Consider the following 20079-nt stretch of genomic DNA (forward strand, 5'->3'; position numbering starts at 1 on the left):
CCATCGCGGCGTGCCCGGGCGACCGGCGCCGGGCCCCACCCACAGGAGACACGCACATGCCCCATTCCCCGACGACCTTCCTCAACCGCCGCCAGCTGCTGGCGGGCGGCGCTGCCGCCGCCACCGCGCCGTGGCTGTCCCAGGCGCGCGCCCAGGCCGCCTGGCCCACCAAGCCGCTGCGCCTGGTGGTGCCGTTCGCGCCCGGCGGCAGCTCGGAGATCGTGGCCCGCGCCGCGGCGGCCGAGATCTCCAAGACCATCGGCCAGAACATGTTCGTGGACAACAAGCCCGGCGCGGCCGGCAACATCGCCATGCAGGAAGTGGCGAACAGCACCGACGAGCACACGCTGATCCTGGGCCACATCGGCACGCTGGCCGTCAACCCCTTCATCTTCCCCAGGCTGCCCTACGACGCCAACCGCGACTTCGCGCCCATCACGCTGCTGTCCAAGGTGCCCAGCCTCTACGTGGTGCACCCCGACCTGCCGGTGAAGAACCTCAAGGACTTCATCGCCTACGTGAAGGGCAAGCCCGGCCAGCTCAACTACGGCAGCGCGGGCAACGGCAGCGCCGGGCACCTGGCGTTCGAGTACCTCAAGATGGCCAGCGGCATCTTCATGCTGCACGTGCCCTACCGCGGCACGGGCCCCATGCTCACCGACCTGATGGCGGGCCGCCTGCAGGCCGCCGCGGTGGGCGCGCCCGCGCTGCTGCCCTTCATCAAGGCGGGCAAGCTGCGCTGCATCGCCACCGGCACCGCGCAGCGCCTGGCCCAGATGCCCGACGTGCCCACGGTGGCCGAGCAGGGCTTCAAGGGTTTCGAGATGACGCAGTGGTACGGCCTGATCGCGCCGAGCAAGTGGCCCAAGGCGCACCTGGCCAAGCTGGAGGCCGAGGCCGTCAAGGCCGCGCGCGGCACGCTGGTCAAGGAGAAGCTGGCGCAGGAGACGGCCCTGGCCGTGGGCAACAGCAGTGCCGAGTTCGACGCCTTCATCAAGGCCGAGCAGGCGCGCTGGAAGCCGGTGATCGAGCGTGCGCAGATCCGGCCCGAGGGCATGGGTTGATTTGGACCAAAATGGCTTGCAGCGCCCATCCACAAAGCGCTGCGAGCTATTGATAGCATAGTGACTCAGGCGCAGCAGGCGTGCTCCGGCGCGGCCTCCCGCGTGTGCCTGCCGTTCAGCCCCAGCTTGGCCAGCAGCCGCTCGTCGGCGGCCGCGCCGGGGTTGCCGGTCACGAGCAGCCTGTCGCCGTAGAAGATGGAGTTGGCGCCGGCCAGGAAGCACAGCGCCTGCACCGCCTCGCCCAGTTCCTCGCGCCCGGCGGACAGGCGCACGCGTGCGCGCGGCATGGTGATGCGGGCCACGGCGATCACGCGCACGAAGTCCAGCGGGTCCACGGGCGCGCTGCCGGCCAGCGGCGTGCCGGGCACCGGCACCAGGCTGTTGATGGGCACGGATTCCGGATAGGGGTCGAGGTTGGCCAGCTGCGCGATCAGGCCGGCGCGGTGCACCGGCGCCTCGCCCATGCCGATGATGCCGCCGCAGCACACGCTGATGCCGGCGGCGCGCACGTGGCGCAGGGTGTCCAGCCGGTCCTGGTAGCTGCGCGTGCTGACCACGTCCCGGTAGTACTCGGGCGCGGTGTCCAAGTTGTGGTTGTAGTAGTCGAGCCCCGCCGTCTTCAGCGCCTGCGCCTGGTGCGGCTGCAGCATGCCCAGCGTGGCGCAGGTCTGCAGGCCCAGGCCCTTGACGGCGCGGATCAGCTCCGACATTTTTTCGATGTCGCGGTCCTTGGGCGCGCGCCAGGCCGCCCCCATGCAAAAGCGCGTGGCGCCGGCGTCCCTCGCTGCCTGGGCGGCGGCGCGCACCTCGTCCACGCCCATCAGCTTGTGTGCCTGCACCCCCGTGTCGAAGTGGGTGGACTGGGGGCAGTAGCCGCAGTTCTCCGGGCAGCCGCCGGTCTTCACCGACAGCAGGGTCGCCAGCTCGATGTCGCCCGCCGGCCAATGCTCGCGGTGCACCGCCTGGGCCTGCCAGAGCAGGTCCAGGAACGGGCGCTCCAGCAGTTCCTGCACCGCCTGCACGCTCCAGCGGCCGGAGCCGGGCGCGGCGGGCGGTTCTTGCGTCATGGGCGTCGGCATGTCTGCCAGCGAAATCGTCGTCATTCATCACTCCAAAAAGCAGCCGGGCTGCAAAGCGGCTGCGATTGTGTGAATGCCGCGGAACCTTGTGAAGCCCTTCGGGTGCAAATAATCGGGGGAGAAAATCTGCCTGCAAAAACACCTAAAACAGCCTATTTTTGGCGGCAGATGCACGCGAATTGACGGCATTTGCCCGCTTTCCAAAGGCGCCGGAATTCCCTGCGGCAACCGCCGTCGAACTGCGCGCAATTGCCGCGAACGCCGGCGAAACGGGCGCTAAAAATCGCGCAGAAATCTCCCTCTGTCACGCACCAGCCAGGCAAAACAAAGGCCCTGGCTGTTTCCAGCCAGGGCCTCGATGCGTTGCCAGACGGTGCTGCGGATCAACCCAGCGCAGCAATCACCTCCGGGGGGGCCTGCACCAGTTCGATGAGCACGCCCTCGCCCGCTATCGGGAATTCGTCATTGCTCTTGGGGTGCAGAAAGCAGATGTCGTAGCCGGCCGCGCCCTTGCGTATGCCGCCGGGCGCAAAGCGCACGCCCTGGGCCGTGAGCCACTGCACGGCGGTGGGCAGGTCGTCGATCCACAGGCCTATGTGGTTCAGCGGCGTGGCGTGCACGGCGGGCTTCTTGTCGATGTCGAGCGGCTGCATGATGTCCACCTCGACCTTGTACGGGCCCTGGCCCATGGCGAGGATGTCCTCGTCCACGTTCTCGCGTTCGCTCTGGAAGGTGCCGGTTTGCGTCAGGCCGAGCATGTCCACCCAGAGCTTTTTCATGCGGCCCTTGTCGGTGCCGCCGATGGCGACTTGCTGTATCCCTAGGACCTTGAAGGGGCGGGTCATGGTGAATATTCCTGTTTTGATAGCTGCTGGCGCTTGCTGGGCAAGCGCCAGGGCCTGTTTTTATTGAAATTCGAGAATCACGTCGTCCACGGCCAGGGACTCGCCCTTGCCGGCAACGATCTTGCCCACCACGCCGTCCTGCGCGGCGAAGAGGATGTTCTCCATCTTCATGGCCTCGATGACGGCGAGCTTCTCGCCCGCCTGCACCTTCTGCCCCGGCTGCACGGCCACGTCCACCAGCAGGCCGGGCATGGGCGAGAGCAGGAACCTGGACAGGTCCGGCGGCGCCTTGTAGGGCATGAGCCTGAACAGTTCGGCGCGCTCGGGCGTGAGCACCAGCGCCTCCACCTGCGTGCCGTTGTGCGCTATGCGCAGGCCCAGCGGGTTCTTGGGCGTGCCGCGCTCGATCTGGGCCGTGAAGCCCTGGCCGTTGCACGCGCCCTGCACGCGGATGCTGCCCAGGTGCGCGGTGCTGCTGATGCGGTAGTCCTTGCCGTTCAGGTGCACGATGCTGGAGCCGGAATCGCTTTCGAAGTCGGTCACCGACAGCGGGTGGTACTCGCGCTTGCCCTCCAGCCCCAGGGTGATGACGACGAATTGCTCGCCCACCTGCACCTCGTGGCCCGCCAGCTGCCCCGTGATGCCGCTGGCGCGCGCGCGGTAGCGGCGGTACATGTAGGCGGCCAGGGCGACCAGGAAGTCCGGGTCTTCGTGCGGCACGTCCTCGGCCACGAAGCCGTTGGCGTAGTGTTCGGCGATGAAGCCGGTGTTGAACTGGCCCGAGACGAACCTGGGGTGCGCCAGCAGTGCCGACTGGAACGGGATGTTGCTGCTGATGCCCTTGATGACGAAGCCGTTGAGCGCGGCGCGCATCTTGGCGATGGCGTCATCGCGGTCCGTGCCGTGCACGATGAGCTTGGCGATCATCGAGTCGTAGTACATGGGGATCTCGCCGCCCTCGTACACGCCGGTGTCCACGCGCACGCCGAAGCGCTTGCCGGTGTCGGACTGGAACATGCTTTGCGCCGGCGGCGAGAAGCGCACCAGGCGGCCGGTGGAGGGCAGGAAGTTGCGGAACGGGTCCTCGGCGTTGATGCGGCACTCGATGGCCCAGCCGTCGCGCTTCACGTCGGCCTGGGTCAGGGGGAGCTTTTCGCCCGCGGCGACGCGGATCATGAGCTCCACCAGGTCCAGGCCGGTGATGCATTCCGTCACCGGGTGCTCCACCTGCAGGCGCGTGTTCATCTCCAGGAAGTAGAAGTCCTGGTCCTTGCCGACCACGAACTCCACCGTGCCCGCGCTCTGGTACTTCACGGCCTTGGCCAGGGCCACGGCCTGCTCGCCCATGGCCTTGCGCGTGGCGTCGCTGATGAAGGGCGACGGCGCTTCCTCGATGACCTTCTGGTGGCGGCGCTGGATGGAGCATTCGCGCTCGTTCAGGTAGACCACGTTGCCGTGGCTGTCGCCCAGCACCTGGATCTCGATGTGGCGCGGCTCCTGCACGTATTTCTCGATGAACACGCGGTCGTCGCCGAAGCTGTTGCGCGCCTCGTTCTGGCAGCTGGCGAAGCCGTCGAACGCCTCCTTGTCGTTGAAGGCCACGCGCAGGCCCTTGCCGCCGCCGCCGGCGCTGGCCTTGATCATCACCGGGTAGCCGATGCCCTTGGCGATCTCCACCGCCTGCTCGGGCGTTTGAATAGCGTCGTTGTAGCCGGGAATGGTGTTGACCTTGGCCTCGTTGGCCAGCTTCTTGGAGGCGATCTTGTCGCCCATGGCGGCGATCGAATGCGCCTTGGGACCGATGAAGGCGATGCCCTCGTCCTCGCAGCGCTTGGCGAAGGCCTCGTTTTCGCTCAGGAAGCCGTAGCCCGGATGAATCGCCTCGGCGCCGGTCTGCTTGGCGGCGGCAATGATCTTGTCCGCCAGCAGATACGACTCGCGCGAAGGCGGTGGCCCCAGGCGCACGGCCTCGTCGGCCAGCTTGACGTGGCGCGCTTCCTTGTCGGCGTCGGAATAGACGGCGACGGTGGCGATGCCCATTTTTTTCGCCGTCGCGATGACGCGGCAGGCGATCTCGCCGCGATTGGCAATCAGAATTTTCTTGAACATGATTGGACTCGAATTGTTAAGTTGGCCGCGATGCCATCGCACGCCGGTTATTGATTCAGCAATCGGATGAAACGCCAGCCGAGGTAGATGCCCACGGGAACCACGGCGCCCGCGAAGCTCCAGCCGAACGGCAGGCCGAACCCCAGATGAAGGGTGAAAAACACGGCGCAGGCCACCACGCCCCACACCGTGACGGTCACGACGTTGAAGTACGCCACCTCGGCAAGATCTTCCCCCAGCGGCCGCTGCGCGCGCCCCCGGCGCTGGCGGTGCTCACGCCGCCACCAGGTGTCGAGCAGCGTGTCGAACACGGTCTCGAGCAGGGAGATCAGTGCGCCCTTCATGCGTTTTCCCTCACAGCGGAATGTTGCCGTGCTTGCGCCACGGGTTCTCCAGCTTCTTCTCGCGCAGCATGACCAGGCTGCGGCAGATGCGCCGGCGCGTTTCGTGCGGCAGGATCACGTCGTCGATGAAGCCGCGCGCGCCGGCGACGAACGGGTTGGCGAAGCGTTCCTTGTATTCGGCCTCGCGGGCGGCGAGCTTCACGGGGTCGTTCTTGTCCTCGCGGAAGATGATCTCCACCGCGCCCTTGGCGCCCATCACGGCGATCTCGGCGTTCGGCCAGGCGAAGTTCACGTCGCCGCGCAGGTGCTTGGAGGCCATCACGTCATACGCGCCGCCATAGGCCTTGCGCGTGATGACGGTGATCTTGGGCACGGTGCACTCGGCATAGGCGTAGAGCAGCTTGGCGCCGTGCTTGATGATGCCGCCGTACTCCTGCGCGGTGCCGGGCATGAAGCCGGGCACGTCCACGAAGGTGACCACGGGGATGTTGAAGGCGTCGCAGAAGCGCACGAAGCGCGCGGCCTTGATGGAGCTCTTGATGTCCAGGCAGCCGGCCAGCACCAGCGGCTGGTTGGCCACGATGCCCACGGTCTGCCCTTCCATGCGGGCGAAGCCGATGATGATGTTCTTGGCGTAGTCGGACTGCAGCTCGAAGAAGTCGCCGTCGTCCACGGTCTTGGTGATCAGCTCCTTCATGTCGTAGGGCTTGTTCGGGTTGTCCGGCACCAGGGTGTCGAGGCTGCGGTCCATGCGGTCGGCCGGGTCCTTGCTGGGGCGCACGGGCGGCTTGTCGCGGTTGTTCAGCGGCAGGTAGTTGTACAGGCGGCGCAGCATCAGCAAGGCCTCGACGTCGTTCTCGAACGCCAGGTCGGCCACGCCGCTCTTGGTGCTGTGGGTGATGGCGCCGCCCAGCTCCTCGGCCGTCACCTCCTCGTGCGTCACGGTCTTCACCACCTCGGGGCCGGTGACGAACATGTAGCTGCTGTCCTTGACCATGAAGATGAAGTCGGTCATGGCGGGCGAATACACCGCGCCGCCCGCGCAAGGGCCCATGATCATGCTGATCTGCGGCACCACGCCGCTGGCCATCACGTTCTTCTGGAACACGTCGGCGTAGCCGCCCAGCGAGGCCACGCCTTCCTGGATGCGCGCGCCGCCGGAGTCGTTCAGGCCGATCACCGGCGCGCCAACCTTCATGGCCTGGTCCATGATCTTGCAGATCTTCTCGGCATGCGCCTCCGACAGCGCGCCGCCGAACACGGTGAAGTCCTGGCTGAACACGAACACCAGCCGGCCGTTGATCATGCCGTAGCCGGTGACCACGCCGTCGCCGGGGATCTTGTTGTCCTGCATGCCGAAGTCGGTGCAGCGGTGCTCGACGAACATGTCCCATTCCTCGAACGTGCCTTCGTCCAGCAGCAGCTCGATGCGCTCGCGCGCCGTGAGCTTGCCCTTCTTGTGCTGTGCGTCGATGCGCTTCTGGCCCCCACCCAGGCGGGCGAGTTCGCGTTTTTGCTCCAGTTGATCGAGGATGGTTTGCATGAGGTTCGTTCCTTCGTTGGTATCTCGTTGACTCTGTATTTGATAGCTGCCAGCGCTTATCCAGCCTGCGCTGCAAGCAGATTTCTTGCCGCAGTGCTGGCGGCGATGCGGCCTGCGGCCACGTCGGCCTGCATCTGCGGCAGCAGCGCGCGCACCTGCGGGTGGGCGCGGAATGCCTGCTTGAGGCCGAAGTCGATGCGCTCCCACATCCAGGCCAGGGCCTGCTTCTCGCGCCGCGCGGCCAGGCGGCCGTTGGCGGTCTGCAGCTGGCGGAATTCGCACACCACGGCCCAGAAGCCCTCCATGCCCTGGTGCTGCAGGGCGCTGGCCTGGATGACCCTGGGGCGCCACTGCGCGGCATTGTGCGGGTCGTGCTCCGGGTTGCCGTGGAAGCCCAGCAGGCGCAGGCTCGACGTGATCTGCGCCTGGGCGCGCGTGGCCGCCGCTGCGTCGATGTCGGCCTTGTTGATGACCACCAGGTCGGCCAGCTCCATCACGCCCTTCTTGATGGCCTGCAGGTCGTCGCCCGCGTTGGGCAGCTGCAGCACGCAGAACATGTCGGTCATGCCGTGCACGGCCGTCTCGCTCTGGCCCACGCCCACGGTTTCCACGATCACCACGTCGTAGCCTGCGGCCTCGCAGACCAGCAGGCTCTCGCGCGTCTTCTCGGCCACGCCGCCCAGCGTGCCGCCGCTGGGGCTGGGGCGGATGTAGGCGTTCTCCTGCATGGAGAGCTGCTCCATGCGCGTCTTGTCGCCCAGGATGGAGCCGCCCGAGACGGAAGAGGACGGGTCGATGGCCAGCACCGCCACCTTCAGGCCCTGGGCTATCAGGTAAACCCCCAGCGCCTCGATGAAGGTGGACTTGCCCACGCCGGGCACGCCGCTGATCCCCAGGCGCAGCGCCCGGCCCGTGTGCGGCAGCAGCTCGGTGAGCAGCGCATCGGCCTGGGCGCGGTGGTCGGGCCGCGTCGATTCCAGCAGCGTGATCGCCTTGGCCATGGCGCGGCGGCGGGCCGAGGGGGCGCCGCGGGTGATGGCTTCGAGCAGGGGGTGGGGTGTCATGCCGGATTGCAAAGTCTCAAAAAACCCGCCCATCGGGCGGGCGGGAGCGTCAAGCGATGGCCTTGCGGATCTGCTCCAGCACGTCCTTGGCGCTGGCCGGGATCGGTGTGCCGGGGCCGTAGATGCCCTTGACGCCCGCATCGTAGAGGTAGCCGTAGTCCTGCTGCGGAATCACGCCGCCGACGAAGACGATGATGTCGTCCGCGCCCTGCTCCCTCAGCGCCTGGATGATGGCGGGCACCAGCGTCTTGTGGCCCGCCGCCAGGGTGGAGATGCCCACGGCGTGCACGTCGTTCTCGATGGCCTGGCGCGCGCACTCCTCGGGGGTCTGGAACAGCGGGCCGATGTCCACGTCGAACCCCAGGTCGGCGAACGCGGTGGACACCACCTTGGCGCCACGGTCGTGCCCGTCCTGGCCCAGCTTGGCGATCATCACGCGCGGGCGGCGGCCTTGGCTTTCGGCGAAGGCATCGATCTCGCCCTTGAGTTTTTCCCAGCCCTCGGCAGAGTCGTAAGCGGCAGCGTACACACCGGTCACCTTTTGCGTATCGGCGCGGTGGCGCCCGAAAGACTTTTCCAGCGCATCCGACACCTCGCCCACCGTGGCGCGCAGGCGGATGGCCTTGATCGAGAGATCGAGCAGGTTGCCCTGGCCGGACTCTGCTGCGGAAGTGAGAGCAGCCAGCGCTTGATCCACGGCGCTTTGGTCGCGTTTTGCCTTGATATCGTTCAGGCGCGCGATCTGGCTCTCGCGCACCTTCACGTTGTCCACTTCCAGGATGTCGACCGGATCTTCCTTGGCGAGCTTGTACTTGTTCACGCCGACGATGACCTCCTTGCCCGAGTCGATGCGCGCCTGCTTCTCGGCGGCGGCGGCCTCGATCTTGAGCTTGGCCCAGCCTGAATCCACCGCGGCGGTCATGCCGCCCATGGCCTCGACCTCCTCGATGATCTTCCAGGCGGCGTCCATCATGTCCTGGGTGAGCTTCTCCATCATGTAGCTGCCGGCCCAGGGGTCGATCACGTTGGTGATGTGGGTCTCTTCCTGGATGATGAGCTGCGTGTTGCGCGCGATGCGGGCGCTGAACTCGGTGGGCAGCGCGATGGCCTCGTCCAGCGCATTCGTGTGCAGCGACTGCGTGCCGCCGAACACGGCCGCCATGGCCTCGATGGTGGTGCGCACCACGTTGTTGTACGGGTCCTGCTCCGTCAGGCTCCAGCCCGAGGTCTGGCAGTGCGTGCGCAGCATCAGGCTCTTGGGGTTCTTGGCATCGAAGCCCTTCATGATGCGGCACCACAGCAGGCGCGCGGCGCGCATCTTGGCGATCTCCAGGTAGAAGTTCATGCCGATCGCCCAGAAGAACGACAGGCGCCCGGCGAACGCGTCCACGTCCATGCCCTTGGCGATGGCGGTCTTCACGTACTCCTTGCCGTCGGCCAGGGTAAAGGCCAGTTCCAGCGCCTGGTTGGCGCCCGCCTCCTGCATGTGGTAGCCGCTGATCGAGATCGAGTTGAACTTCGGCATGTTCTTGGCCGTGTACTCGATGATGTCGCCGATGATGCGCATCGACGGCTTGGGCGGGTAGATGTAGGTGTTGCGCACCATGAACTCTTTCAGAATGTCGTTCTGAATCGTTCCGGAGAGCTTGTCCTGCGACACGCCCTGCTCCTCCGCCGCCACCACGTAGCCCGCCAGCACCGGCAGCACCGCGCCGTTCATGGTCATGGAGACGCTCACCTTGTCGAGCGGGATCTGGTCGAAGAGGACCTTCATGTCCTCCACCGAGTCGATGGCCACGCCGGCCTTGCCCACGTCGCCCGTGACGCGCGGGTGGTCCGAGTCGTAGCCGCGGTGCGTCGCCAGGTCGAACGCCACCGACACGCCCTGCCCGCCCGCGGCCAGCGCCTTGCGGTAGAAGGCGTTGGATTCCTCGGCGGTGGAAAAACCGGCGTACTGGCGGATCGTCCACGGCCGCACCGCGTACATGGTGGCCTGGGGGCCGCGCAGGTAGGGCTCGAAGCCGGGCAGCGTGTCCGTGTAGGGCAAGCCCTTCAGATCGGTGGCGGTGTACAACGGCTTGACGGTGATGCCGTCCGGCGTGATCCAGTTCAAGTTGCCTGCATCGCCCTGCGGGGCCGACTTGCTGGCTGCCTGGTTCCAGCGCTGCAGATCTCCAAAATCGAAATTCATAATGGGTGTCCCTGTCATATCTATATTTACAATGTTCGCAAAAACACCGAACATCCGCAACATCCAGTAGAAAAATTTATGCGAATTGCGAATGTGAATTTGCGATATTTGCAAATATGAGCAAGGCTTTCATGGGGGCGCACCTGAAGACGCTGCGGGAGCAGCGCGGCCTGACCCAGGTGGCACTGGCGCAGGCGCTGAAGGTATCGCCCAGTTACCTGAATCAGATCGAGAACAACCAGCGGCCGCTCACGGTCAATGTACTGCTGCGGCTGCAGGCGGCCTTCGGCATCGACCTGCAGCAATTTTCGGAGGATTCGCAGGCGCGGCAGCTAGGCCAATTGCGCGGCGCCCTGGCCGACATACCGGGCGGCGATCACGTACCGCTGGCAGAGGCCCGCATCCTGGCCGAGCAACTGCCGGCGGCCACGCGCGTCCTGCTGGGCATGCACAAGCGCATCCGCGCGGCGGAGGAGCGCCTGTCGGTGATCGCGGAGAACACGGACAGCGGCCACGCCGCGCATGCCGCCTCCGCCCCCGTGCAACCGTACGAGGAGGTGCGCGAGTTCTTCTACGCGGGCCACCAGCACCTGGCCCTGCTGGACGAGCAGGCCGAGCAGCTCTACCTGCAACTGCGCCCGGAAGACGCGGACCCCCATGCGCCGCACGCGGCCCAGCTCGTGGCGGCGCTGGAGCAGCGGCTGCGCACCCTCCACGGCATCACCGTGCTGCGCGCGGCGGGCTCGCCCGCGATCGAGCAACCACTGCGCACGCTCGAGCGCAAAAGCCATCAATTGCACCTGGGTGCGGGCCTGAGCGCCGGCCAGCAGGCGTTCCAGCTGGGCATCCAGCTCGCGCTGCTGGAATCGGGGCCGACGATCGACGGATTCACCAACGCGGCCAACTTCGGCAGCGACGAGGCGCGCGCGCTGGCCCGCATCGGCTTCGCCAACCACTTCGCGGCGGCGCTGCTGCTGCCCAACCGGCTGTTCCAGACGACCGCCGACGAACTGCGCTACGACATCGACCTGCTCGGCGAGCGCTTCGGCGTGGGCTTCGAGACGGTGGGGCACCGCCTCTCGACGATGCGCCATGCCTCCCCGCACAGCATCCCGTTCTTCTTCGTGCGGGTGGACCGGGCGGGCAACATGTCCAAGCGCCAGTCGTCGGTCGATTTCCACTTCTCGCGCACCGGTGGCACCTGCCCGCTCTGGAACGTGTACGACGCGTTCTCGCAGCCGGGCAAGATCCTCACGCAACTGGCCCGCATGCCCGACGAGCGCACCTACCTGTGGATCGCCCGCACGGTGGAGCACCGGCGCGGCGGCTACGGAACGCCCGGGCGCATCTTCTCGGTGGCACTGGGCTGCGATGCGCGCCATGCCCACCGCCTGGTCTACGGCGACGGCCTCGGGCTGGACGCGCCCGAGCGCGCCGTGCCGATCGGCTCGGGCTGCAAGGTCTGCGACCGCGAGAACTGCGTGCAGCGCGCCTTCCCCGCGCTGGGGCGGCCGCTCTCCATCGACCCGAACGCGCGGCGGTTCGCGCCCTACGCGCCTGCATCCTAGGGTTTCATCGGATGCGGAGCACCCGTGAACCGCGCCAAGATCACGTCCAAGTTGTTTGTAATTATTAATTCAGAATAATTAATTCTTTCCAGCATGACCAGTCCATCTGCCTCCGCGCCTTCTCCCTACCTCGCCCCCGGCGACCTGCCGCTCAAGGGCGTGCGCGTGCTGGAGATCTCGCACATGATCATGGGCCCCGCCACCGGCATGACGCTGGCCGACCTGGGCGCCGAGGTGATCAAGGTGGAGCCCGTGGAGGGCGACCGCACGCGCCGCCTCAAGAGCGCCGGCATCGGCTACTTCCCCGTGTTCAACCGCAACAAGCAGAGCTTCGCGGTCGATCTGAAGTCGGCCGAGGGCCGCAAGCTCGTCCAGGACCTGGCCGACAAGGCCGACATCGTGCTGGAGAACTTCCGCGACGACAGCCTGCTGCAGTACGGGCTGGACCATGCATCGGTGCGCGCGCGCAACCCGCGTGCCATCTACGTCTCGCTCAAGGGCTTCCTGAGCGGCCCCTACCAGGAGCGCACGGCCCTGGACGAGGTGGTCCAGATGATGGGCGGCATGGCCTACATCAACGGCAGCGACGACCGCCCGCAGCGCGCCGCGCCTTCGGTCAACGACATCCTGGGCGGTCAGTTCGGCGTGATCGGCGCCCTGAGCGCGCTGCACGAGCGCGCACGCACGGGCAAGGGCAAGTACATCCGCGCGGGCCTGTTCGAGACCAACCTGCTGCTGGTGGCGCAGTTCATCACGCAGTTCGAGCTGACCGGCACACCGGCCCTGCCCTTCGGCAGCAAGCGCGAGCCGCCCTGGGGCGTCTACGACCTGTTCACGACCAAGGACGGCGCGCGCGTCTTCGTCGCCGTGGTCAGCGACGCGCAGTGGCGCACCTTCGCCGCCACCTTCATGCCCCCGGGCTGGGCCGAGGACGCGCGCCTGTTCTCCGCCATCGACCGCGAGGCCGCGCGTCCGTGGGTCGTGCCCGCCGTGGCCGAAGTGCTCAGGAACTGGAACAGCGCCGACCTGTGCGAAGCCCTCGAAAAGGCCAGGCTGTCGTACGCGCCCGTGAACCAGCCCCATGATCTGCTGAAAGACCCGCACCTCACGCAGGGCGGCGCCTTGATGCCGACGGTGCTCCCGACCGGGGAGCATGTTTCCACGCCCGCTCTGCCCCTCGAATTCGATGGACTCAAGGTGGGCAAGCGCGCCGACCCGCCCCAGGTGGGCGAGCACACCGTGGCGATCCTGAAAGACCTCGGCCTGGACGACGAGGCCATCGCGCTGCTGCGCCAGCACGGAAAGATCGGCGGCTGACGGCCGCCACCCCCCATTCCCCGGAGACACCTTCACCATGCAACGACGAATCCTCATCGCGGCGCTGATGGCCACTGCGGCCTTTGCCCACGCCCAGTCCCCCGCCCCCTTCCCCGCGAAGCCGGTCCGCGTGATCATCCCCTCCACGCCCGGCGGCGGCACCGACTTCATCGGCCGCAACCTGGCCACCCACCTGGCCGAGGCCAAGGGCTGGGTGATGGTGCCCGACAACCGCCCCGGCGCCGGCACGGCGCTGGGCCTGGCCGAGCTGGCGCGCGCGGCGCCCACGGGCTACGACATCGTGATCGGCCAGTCGGACAACGTGTCGCTGATCCCGCTGCTGATGAAGACCTCCTACGACCCCATCAAGGACCTGCAGCCGGTCTCGCTGCTCGCCACCACGCCGATGGTGCTGCTGGTCACCGCCGATTCGCCCTACAAGACCCTGGCGCAGCTCATCGACGCCGCGCGCAAGGAGCCCGGCAGGATCAGCTACGGCACCTCCGGCACGGGCGGCTCGGTGCACATTTCGGTGGAAATGCTGCAGGCGGCGGCCGGCTTCAAGATGCAGCACGTGCCGTACAAGGGGTCGAGCCCGGCGCTGGCGGACCTGATGGGCGGCCACCTGCAGGTCGCCGGCGCCTCGATCTCGTCGGCCACCAACCTCATCCAGAGCGGCAAGGTGCGCGCGCTGGCCGTCACCTCCGCCGCGCGCAACGCCTCGCTGCCCGACGTGCCGACCGTGGCCGAGTCGGGCTACAAGGACTACAGCTTCGTCACCTACTACGGCGTCTTCGCGCCCGCCGGCACGCCCGCCGACGTGGTCAAGACCTTGAACGACGCCGTGGTGCAGGTCATGGCGCGCCCCGACGTGCGCGCCGCCTATGCCAAGCAGGGCCTGGAGGCCAGCTCCACCACGCCGAAGGAATTCTCCCGCCTCATCGAGAACGACATCGCCAAGGCGAAGACGACGATCCAGGCGGCACACATCCAGGTGCAGCAGTAGGCCAGCCCATGTCCGAGCGCGTCACCGTCACCGAGGTCGGCCCCCGCGATGGGCTGCAACTGATCGCCCGGCCTGTTTCCACCGAAGCCAAGATCGCGTGGATCAAGGCGCTGCACGTGGCCGGCTTACAGGACATCGAGGTGGGCAGCTTCGTCTCGCCGCGCCTCGTGCCGCAAATGGCCGACTCCGCGGCGGTGGTGGCGCAGGCGCTGCGGATCGAAGGGCTGACGGTCTACGCCCTCGCCGCCAACCTCAAGGGCGCCATGGCGGCCTACGCGGCGGGCGCGCACGTCATCGTGATTCCGCTATCGGCCAGCGACCGGCACAGCCGCGCCAACGTGAACAAGGGCACGCTGGAGCACATCGCCGCCATCGGCGACATCATCGAATGGCTGCGCGCGCAGCCGCGGCCCGTGCGCGTCGACTGCGTGGCCGCCTCGGCCTTTGGCTGCTCGGTGGCAGGCACCGTGCCGCTGAAAGACGTGGTGGCCGCCGCCAAGGCGCTGGCGCTGGCCGGCGCCGACCGCATCACCCTGGCCGACACGGTGGGCTATGCCCATCCGGCCCTGGTGCAGGGCACCGTGCGCGCCGTGCAAGACGCGGTGGGCCCGCTGCTGCACAAGCTCCACCTGCACGACACCATGGGCCTGGGGCTCGCCAACGCGCTGGTGGGGCTGCAGGAAGGCATCCGCGAATTCGACGCGTGCATGGGCGGGCTGGGCGGCTGCCCCTTCGCGCCCGGCGCGTCGGGCAACATCGTCACCGAGGACTTGGTCTTCATGCTGGAGAGCATGGGCTTCGCCACGCAGATCGACCTCCCGGCGCTCCTGGCGGCTCGCGCCGCCATCGCGCCGCACCTGCCCGCGCAGGCGCTGCGCGGCAGCGTTCCCATGGCGGGCATCCCGTCCACGTACCAGCCGGCCAGCGGTTGCATGCACTGATATTCTCGGGCGCATGAAGACCGTCCCGCTGCCCCGCCAAGCCCTGTACGAAGAAGTGGCCGAACTGCTGCGCCAGCGCATCTTCCGCCATGAACTGGAGCCCGGGAGTTGGATCGACGAGCTCCGGATTGCCGAGGAAATCGGCATCAGCCGTACGCCTCTGCGCGAGGCGCTGAAGGTGCTCGCGGCCGAAGGCCTAGTCACGATGAAGGTGCGGCGCGGCGCCTACGTGACGGAGATGTCGGACAAGGACCTGCACGACGTCTACCACCTGCTCGCGCTGCTGGAAAGCGACGCCGCTGGCGTGGTGGCGGCTGCGGCCTCACCACAGCAGTTGGGCGAGCTGGAGGCGCTGCACGCCGAGCTGGCTGCTGCTGCGGGCGACCGCGAGCGCTTCTTCACCCTCAACGAGCGTTTCCACATGCGCATGCTGGAGATGGCCGACAACCGCTGGCGCAGCCAGATGGTGGCCGACCTGCGCAAGGTCATGAAGCTCAACCGGCACAACTCCCTGCTCAAGCAGGGGCGCATCGAGGATTCGCTGGCCGAGCACGAGGCTATCCTGGCCGCCCTGCGCGCACGCGACCCGCAGGCCAGCGCGCAGGCCATGCGCGCGCACTTCGCCCACGGGCTGGAAGCGGCCGGCTGATTTTCCGCACGATCGTGCGGAAAACCGCGCGTTCGTCCTATGATGGGTGCTTTTTCGGTGAAGCCGGGCCTGCCTTGCCTGGCCCCACCGACATTGCACGCATGAATCCATCCTCCCCCGACTTGCGCGCCGTGCAGACCCTGCCCGAGCTGCTGGCCTTTCGCGCCGCCCTCACGCCCGACCGCGAAGCCTATCGCCAGTGCGATCCCGCCACCGGCCACTGGACCAGCCTGACCTGGTCCCAGGCGCAAGAGCGCGTGGGTCAGTGGAGCCGTGCGATAGCCGCGTCGGGCCTGCCGCAGGGGGCGCGCATCGCCGTGCTGCTGCCCAACGGGCTGGACGCCATGAGCATCGACCAGGCCGCCATGGCCACGGACTGCGTGCCCGTGCCGCTGCATGCCATCGACAATCCGGGCAGCATCGCCTACATCCTGCAGGATGCGGAGGTTTCGCTGCTCGTCGTGCAGGATACCGAGCAGTGGGAGCGCGTGCGCGACGTGGGCCTGCCGCTGCCGCACCTGATGGGCGTGGTGGCGACGACGCAGGCGCCGGCGCAGGGCGCAGGGCCGCAAGGCGTTCCCGTCGCGCCCCTGTCCGCCTGGCTGCAGCATGCCGCGGCCGACACCCCCCTGCCCCCGCCGCCCGGCCCCGGGGATCTGGCCGCCATCGTCTACACCAGCGGCACCACCGGCAAGCCCAAGGGCGTGATGCTCACGCACGCCAACGTGATCGCCGACGTGAAGGCCGTGCTGCAGCGCATCGTCCCCACGCAGGACGACGTGTTTCTGTCCTTCCTGCCGCTGTCGCACACCTTCGAGCGCACGGGCGGCTATTACCTGCCCATGGCCGCGGGCAGCTGCGTGGCCTATGCGCGCTCGGTGGCGCAGCTGGCCGAAGACATGATGGCCGTGCGCCCGACGGTGCTGGTGTCGGTGCCGCGCATCTACGAGCGCGTGCACGCCAGGCTCATCGAGACCCTGTCGCCTTCGCCCTTGAAGATGCAGCTGTTCCAGGCCGCGCAGGCCGTGGGCTGGAGGCGCTTCTGCGCGGCCCAGCGCCTGCCGGCGCCGCAGGACGACGGCGCCGGCGGCTGGATGCGCGCCCTGCCCTGGCCGCTGCTGCGCACCCTGGTGGCCGCGCCGCTGCTGGCCCGGTTCGGCGGCCGCGTGCGCGTGGCGGTGAGCGGCGGCGCGCCGCTGTCGCCGGCCATCGCCCAGTGCTTCCTGGGCCTGGGCCTGCCGCTGGTGCAGGGCTACGGCATGACCGAGACCACGCCCGTGGTCAGCGTGAACACGCTGGACGACAACGACCCCGCCACCGTGGGCCGCGCGCTGCCCGGCGTGGAGGTGCGCATCGGCGAAAACCGCGAACTGCAGGTGCGCGGCCCCATCGTCATGAAGGGCTACTGGAAGCGTCCGGAGGACACGGCGCGCACCATCTCGCCCGACGGCTGGCTGGGCACGGGCGACCAGGCCGAGATCGTCGATGGCCGCATCCGCATCCTGGGCCGCCTCAAGGAAATCATCGTCACCTCCACCGGCGAGAAGGTGCCGCCGGCCGACCTGGAGCTGGCCATCACCGCCGATGCGCTGTTCGAGCAGGCCCTGGTGATCGGCGAGCAGCGCCCCTTCATCGCCTGCGTGGCCGTGGTGCATGCCGAGGAATGGCGCCAGCTGGCCGCCCAGCTGGGCCTGGACGCGGACGACCCCGCCAGCCTGGCCCACCCCAGCGCCCAGCGCGCGGCGCTGGCGCGCATCGAAAAGCTCGCCGCCGGCTTCCCGCGCTACGCGGTGCCGCGCGCCGTGCATCTGGTGAGCGAGCCGTGGACGATCGAGAACACCTTCATGACGCCCACGCTCAAGCTCAAGCGCAACAACCTCATGGCGCATTACGCGGATGCCATCGAAACCATGTACCAGAAGCGCTGATCAGCCATCGGCCGGCACGCCCTCCACGTCATAGACGCGTCCGAAGCGGTTGGCCAGGAAGTCCGCCAGCGCCATCTGCTCCTGCCGGACGAAGCCCGCCTGCGGCAGCCGCCCGCTGCTCACCAGGTCCAGCGCGGCGCAGATGCCGGCGGCCGTGGTGTGCTGGATGGCGCTGAGCGCCTGCCCGCGCAGGCGCCGGCCCACGATGCGGGCGGCATAGCTCTCTTGCACCAGCCGCCCGCCGCGCAGGCCATGGGCGGTGGCCAGGATGACGATCACGTCCTGCCGTGCCGCGGCGACGGCGCCTTCCAGCAGCTCGCGCAGCAGCGCGCGCCGCTCGCGCAGGCGCAGCTCGTGCAGCAGCAGGTGCATGGCGGCGCGGTGGCCTGGGTAGCGGATGGTCTTGTACTCCAGGTGCCCGATCCGCCCTTCCCAGGTTTGCGGCAGCGTGCCCAGGCCGCCCGAGGTGTGGAAGGCCTCGTACTCCACGCCGTCGATCAGCAGCGTCTCCAGGCCGTCGAGCGCCGGCACCTGGGTGGGCCGGCCGTCGATGATGGCCTCGCAGGGGTTGCAGTACTCGTTGATCAGGCCCTCGGTGCTCCAGGTCAGGCTGTAGCGCAGCGCGCCTTGCGGGTAGCGCGGCAGCGCCCCCACGCGCAGATGCAGGGCCTGCGCGCTGTCCAGGCGCCGCGCCAGGTCGTTGCCCACCACGCCGATGAACCCCGGCGCCAGCCCGCACTGCGGCATGAGCACGCTGCGCGCGCCATCGGCCAGGGCGCGAATCGCCCGGGTGCCGGCCACGTCCTCGGTCAGGTCGAAGTAATGCACGCCGTGCCGCGCACACAGCGTGGCAACCGCCACGGCCTGATGGAATGGCAGGGCATTGAGCACCGCATGGCAGCCGGCGACGGCCGCCTCCAGCGCCGCCGCATCGTGCACATGCACGGTGGCTACGCCCGCCAGGGCCTGCACCCGCTGCAGCGAGGAGAGGTTGCGGTCGGCCACCTGCAGCGCGTAGCCGCCGGCATCGGACAGCAGCAGCGCGATGGCCTGGCCGATCTGGCCCGCGCCCAGGACCAGCACGGGGCGGGCCCCCGTCGGGGTGGCATGGGGTTGAGGGGTGAGCATGGCGCGCCTCCTTCCAAACGACCTGCGTGATGGAGGCATGCTAGGCGCGTTTGCCGGCAGTGTGTAGTTCCGCCCGGTGCGATGCGCGCCCTTGGCGCTCATGTATCAATAGCTGCCAGCGCTTTGCCCATAAGCGTTAGAGGCGGAAAATGTCTCAAATGCCATGCCGCTCCGCGCGGAAGCGGGGACCTGGGACAATACCGCCCCCTATCCCGCTCCGTCCCTGAAGAAACACCGTGCAAGCCGCGCCCTCCTCCTTCCCGCACAACCCCTGGCGCATGAGTGTGGCGCCCATGATGGACTGGACCGACAGGCACTGCCGCCACCTGCACCGCCTGCTGTCGGGCCACGCCCTGCTCTACACAGAGATGGTGACTACCGGCGCGCTGCTGCATGGCGACGTGCCGCGCCACCTGCGCTTCGGCGAGGCCGAGCACCCCGTGGCGCTGCAGCTGGGCGGCAGCGAGCCGGCCGACCTGGCGCACGGCGCCCGCCTGGGCGCGCAGTGGGGCTATGACGAGATCAACCTCAACTGCGGCTGCCCCAGCGAGCGCGTGCAGCGCGGCGCCTTCGGCGCCTGCCTGATGAACGAGCCGCGGCTGGTAGCGGACTGCGTGAAGGCTATGGTGGATGTGGTGGATGTCCCCGTCACCGTCAAGCACCGCATCGGCATTGACCAGGGCGAGGACTATGGCTTCGTGCGCGACTTCGTGGGCACCGTGGCCGAGGCGGGCTGCCGCGTGTTCATCGTGCACGCGCGCAATGCCTGGCTCAAGGGCCTGTCGCCCAAGGAAAACCGCGAGATACCGCCGCTGCGCTACGAGGTCGCCGCGCGCCTGAAAGCGGACTTCCCGCACCTGACCATCGCCATCAACGGGGGCTTTCAGACCGACGCGGCCGTGCTGGAACAGCTGGCGCTGGTCGATGGCGTGATGGTGGGCCGCGAGGCCTACCACAACCCCTGGTGGCTGGCGCGCTGGGACGAGCTGTTCTTCGGCACCGCGCCGTCCGCGCTGACGCGCGAGCAGGTCGAGGAGGACATGGTGGCCTACATGGAGCGCGAGGCCGCCGCGTACGGCACGCACTGGTATGCCGTGGCGCGCCACATGCTGGGCCTGCGCAACGGATTGAGCGGCGCGCGCCGCTGGCGCCAAGTGTGGAGCGACCACCGCCTGAAAGACCTGCCCGCGCGCGAGGTGATGGCGCTGGCGCGCACCAGGTCAGTCAAGGGCTGACGGAGGGGCGCCGGCCCATCCAAACACACGCCGGGCATGCTGCCCTACCATTGGAAAAGCCATCTTGC

The 20079-nt window shown here is 68.2% G+C and carries 16 protein-coding genes; 8 read left to right on the forward strand and 8 right to left on the reverse strand.

Annotated elements, in window-relative coordinates; all coding sequences use genetic code 11:
* Positions 1-56: 56 nt before the first annotated feature.
* Positions 57-1064, forward strand: coding sequence for a Bug family tripartite tricarboxylate transporter substrate binding protein (locus ACX12L_RS10805; RefSeq protein WP_459262551.1), 1008 nt, complete (start codon positions 57-59; stop codon positions 1062-1064).
* 65 nt (positions 1065-1129) lie between these two features.
* Here the strand turns inward: ACX12L_RS10805 and bioB are convergent, their stop codons facing one another.
* The 7 genes from bioB to scpA all read right to left on the reverse strand — a co-directional run bounded on the left by bioB (position 1130) and on the right by scpA (position 10239).
* A complete protein-coding gene (bioB, locus tag ACX12L_RS10810; RefSeq protein ID WP_459262552.1) occupies positions 1130-2167 on the reverse strand; it encodes a biotin synthase BioB in 1038 nt (345 codons plus the stop codon).
* A 359-nt stretch (positions 2168-2526) separates the two neighbouring features.
* A complete protein-coding gene (locus ACX12L_RS10815) occupies positions 2527-2988 on the reverse strand; it encodes a VOC family protein (RefSeq protein ID WP_459262553.1) in 462 nt (153 codons plus the stop codon).
* A 60-nt stretch (positions 2989-3048) separates the two neighbouring features.
* Positions 3049-5097, reverse strand: coding sequence for an acetyl-CoA carboxylase biotin carboxylase subunit (gene accC / locus ACX12L_RS10820; RefSeq protein ID WP_459262554.1), 2049 nt, complete (start codon positions 5095-5097; stop codon positions 3049-3051).
* A gap of 47 nt (positions 5098-5144) precedes the next feature.
* A complete protein-coding gene (locus tag ACX12L_RS10825) occupies positions 5145-5441 on the reverse strand; it encodes a hypothetical protein (protein WP_459262555.1) in 297 nt (98 codons plus the stop codon).
* Positions 5442-5451: 10 nt separating this feature from the next.
* The gene (locus tag ACX12L_RS10830) at positions 5452-6984 is read right to left on the reverse strand and encodes an acyl-CoA carboxylase subunit beta (protein ID WP_459262556.1); all 1533 of its coding nucleotides are present in this window, start codon (positions 6982-6984) and stop codon (positions 5452-5454) included.
* Positions 6985-7040: 56 nt separating this feature from the next.
* Positions 7041-8048 carry a methylmalonyl Co-A mutase-associated GTPase MeaB gene (gene meaB / locus ACX12L_RS10835; RefSeq protein WP_459262557.1) on the reverse strand — a complete coding sequence of 336 codons (1008 nt, stop codon included), beginning with the start codon at positions 8046-8048 and terminating at the stop codon, positions 7041-7043.
* A gap of 49 nt (positions 8049-8097) precedes the next feature.
* The gene (gene scpA / locus ACX12L_RS10840) at positions 8098-10239 is read right to left on the reverse strand and encodes a methylmalonyl-CoA mutase (RefSeq protein ID WP_459262558.1); all 2142 of its coding nucleotides are present in this window, start codon (positions 10237-10239) and stop codon (positions 8098-8100) included.
* A gap of 116 nt (positions 10240-10355) precedes the next feature.
* On the opposite strand from scpA, the gene ACX12L_RS10845 reads away from it, so the two are divergent.
* From ACX12L_RS10845 to ACX12L_RS10870, 6 genes are all read left to right on the forward strand, one after another.
* The gene (locus tag ACX12L_RS10845; RefSeq protein WP_459262559.1) at positions 10356-11807 is read left to right on the forward strand and encodes a short-chain fatty acyl-CoA regulator family protein; all 1452 of its coding nucleotides are present in this window, start codon (positions 10356-10358) and stop codon (positions 11805-11807) included.
* A gap of 93 nt (positions 11808-11900) precedes the next feature.
* Positions 11901-13124, forward strand: coding sequence for a CaiB/BaiF CoA transferase family protein (locus ACX12L_RS10850; RefSeq protein ID WP_459262560.1), 1224 nt, complete (start codon positions 11901-11903; stop codon positions 13122-13124).
* Between the two features lie 37 nt (positions 13125-13161).
* Positions 13162-14130 carry a Bug family tripartite tricarboxylate transporter substrate binding protein gene (locus ACX12L_RS10855; protein WP_459262561.1) on the forward strand — a complete coding sequence of 323 codons (969 nt, stop codon included), beginning with the start codon at positions 13162-13164 and terminating at the stop codon, positions 14128-14130.
* 8 nt (positions 14131-14138) lie between these two features.
* Positions 14139-15071 (forward strand): hydroxymethylglutaryl-CoA lyase, encoded by a 933-nt coding sequence (locus ACX12L_RS10860; RefSeq protein WP_459262562.1) that lies wholly within the window; start codon positions 14139-14141, stop codon positions 15069-15071.
* 13 nt (positions 15072-15084) lie between these two features.
* Complete coding sequence (locus ACX12L_RS10865) at positions 15085-15720, forward strand: GntR family transcriptional regulator (RefSeq protein ID WP_459262563.1); 636 nt, start codon at positions 15085-15087, stop codon at positions 15718-15720.
* 101 nt (positions 15721-15821) lie between these two features.
* Entirely contained in the window at positions 15822-17648 is a 1827-nt protein-coding gene (locus tag ACX12L_RS10870) for an AMP-dependent synthetase/ligase (RefSeq protein ID WP_459262564.1), read from the forward strand.
* Here ACX12L_RS10870 and ACX12L_RS10875 read toward each other — a convergent pair whose 3' ends face one another.
* On the reverse strand, positions 17649-18776 hold the full coding sequence (locus ACX12L_RS10875; protein ID WP_459262565.1) for a saccharopine dehydrogenase family protein: 1128 nt from the start codon (positions 18774-18776) through the stop codon (positions 17649-17651).
* Between the two features lie 236 nt (positions 18777-19012).
* Here ACX12L_RS10875 and dusA point away from each other — a divergent pair, with 236 nt between their 5' ends.
* Positions 19013-20011 carry a tRNA dihydrouridine(20/20a) synthase DusA gene (dusA, locus tag ACX12L_RS10880; protein ID WP_459262566.1) on the forward strand — a complete coding sequence of 333 codons (999 nt, stop codon included), beginning with the start codon at positions 19013-19015 and terminating at the stop codon, positions 20009-20011.
* Positions 20012-20079: the final 68 nt, after the last annotated feature.

The organism is Alicycliphilus sp. T452, assembly GCF_054512775.1.

What these genes read in the sequence shown, in the direction of transcription:
- ACX12L_RS10805 (WP_459262551.1), top strand. Translation starts at nt 57, where the DNA reads ATGCCCCATTCCCCGACGACCTTCCTCAACCGCCGCCAGCTGCTGGCG.
- bioB (WP_459262552.1), bottom strand. Translation starts at nt 2,167, where the DNA reads ATGACGACGATTTCGCTGGCAGACATGCCGACGCCCATGACGCAAGAA.
- ACX12L_RS10815 (WP_459262553.1), bottom strand. Translation starts at nt 2,988, where the DNA reads ATGACCCGCCCCTTCAAGGTCCTAGGGATACAGCAAGTCGCCATCGGC.
- accC (WP_459262554.1), bottom strand. Translation starts at nt 5,097, where the DNA reads ATGTTCAAGAAAATTCTGATTGCCAATCGCGGCGAGATCGCCTGCCGC.
- ACX12L_RS10825 (WP_459262555.1), bottom strand. Translation starts at nt 5,441, where the DNA reads ATGAAGGGCGCACTGATCTCCCTGCTCGAGACCGTGTTCGACACGCTG.
- ACX12L_RS10830 (WP_459262556.1), bottom strand. Translation starts at nt 6,984, where the DNA reads ATGCAAACCATCCTCGATCAACTGGAGCAAAAACGCGAACTCGCCCGC.
- meaB (WP_459262557.1), bottom strand. Translation starts at nt 8,048, where the DNA reads ATGACACCCCACCCCCTGCTCGAAGCCATCACCCGCGGCGCCCCCTCG.
- scpA (WP_459262558.1), bottom strand. Translation starts at nt 10,239, where the DNA reads ATGAATTTCGATTTTGGAGATCTGCAGCGCTGGAACCAGGCAGCCAGC.
- ACX12L_RS10845 (WP_459262559.1), top strand. Translation starts at nt 10,356, where the DNA reads ATGAGCAAGGCTTTCATGGGGGCGCACCTGAAGACGCTGCGGGAGCAG.
- ACX12L_RS10850 (WP_459262560.1), top strand. Translation starts at nt 11,901, where the DNA reads ATGACCAGTCCATCTGCCTCCGCGCCTTCTCCCTACCTCGCCCCCGGC.
- ACX12L_RS10855 (WP_459262561.1), top strand. Translation starts at nt 13,162, where the DNA reads ATGCAACGACGAATCCTCATCGCGGCGCTGATGGCCACTGCGGCCTTT.
- ACX12L_RS10860 (WP_459262562.1), top strand. Translation starts at nt 14,139, where the DNA reads ATGTCCGAGCGCGTCACCGTCACCGAGGTCGGCCCCCGCGATGGGCTG.
- ACX12L_RS10865 (WP_459262563.1), top strand. Translation starts at nt 15,085, where the DNA reads ATGAAGACCGTCCCGCTGCCCCGCCAAGCCCTGTACGAAGAAGTGGCC.
- ACX12L_RS10870 (WP_459262564.1), top strand. Translation starts at nt 15,822, where the DNA reads ATGAATCCATCCTCCCCCGACTTGCGCGCCGTGCAGACCCTGCCCGAG.
- ACX12L_RS10875 (WP_459262565.1), bottom strand. Translation starts at nt 18,776, where the DNA reads ATGCTCACCCCTCAACCCCATGCCACCCCGACGGGGGCCCGCCCCGTG.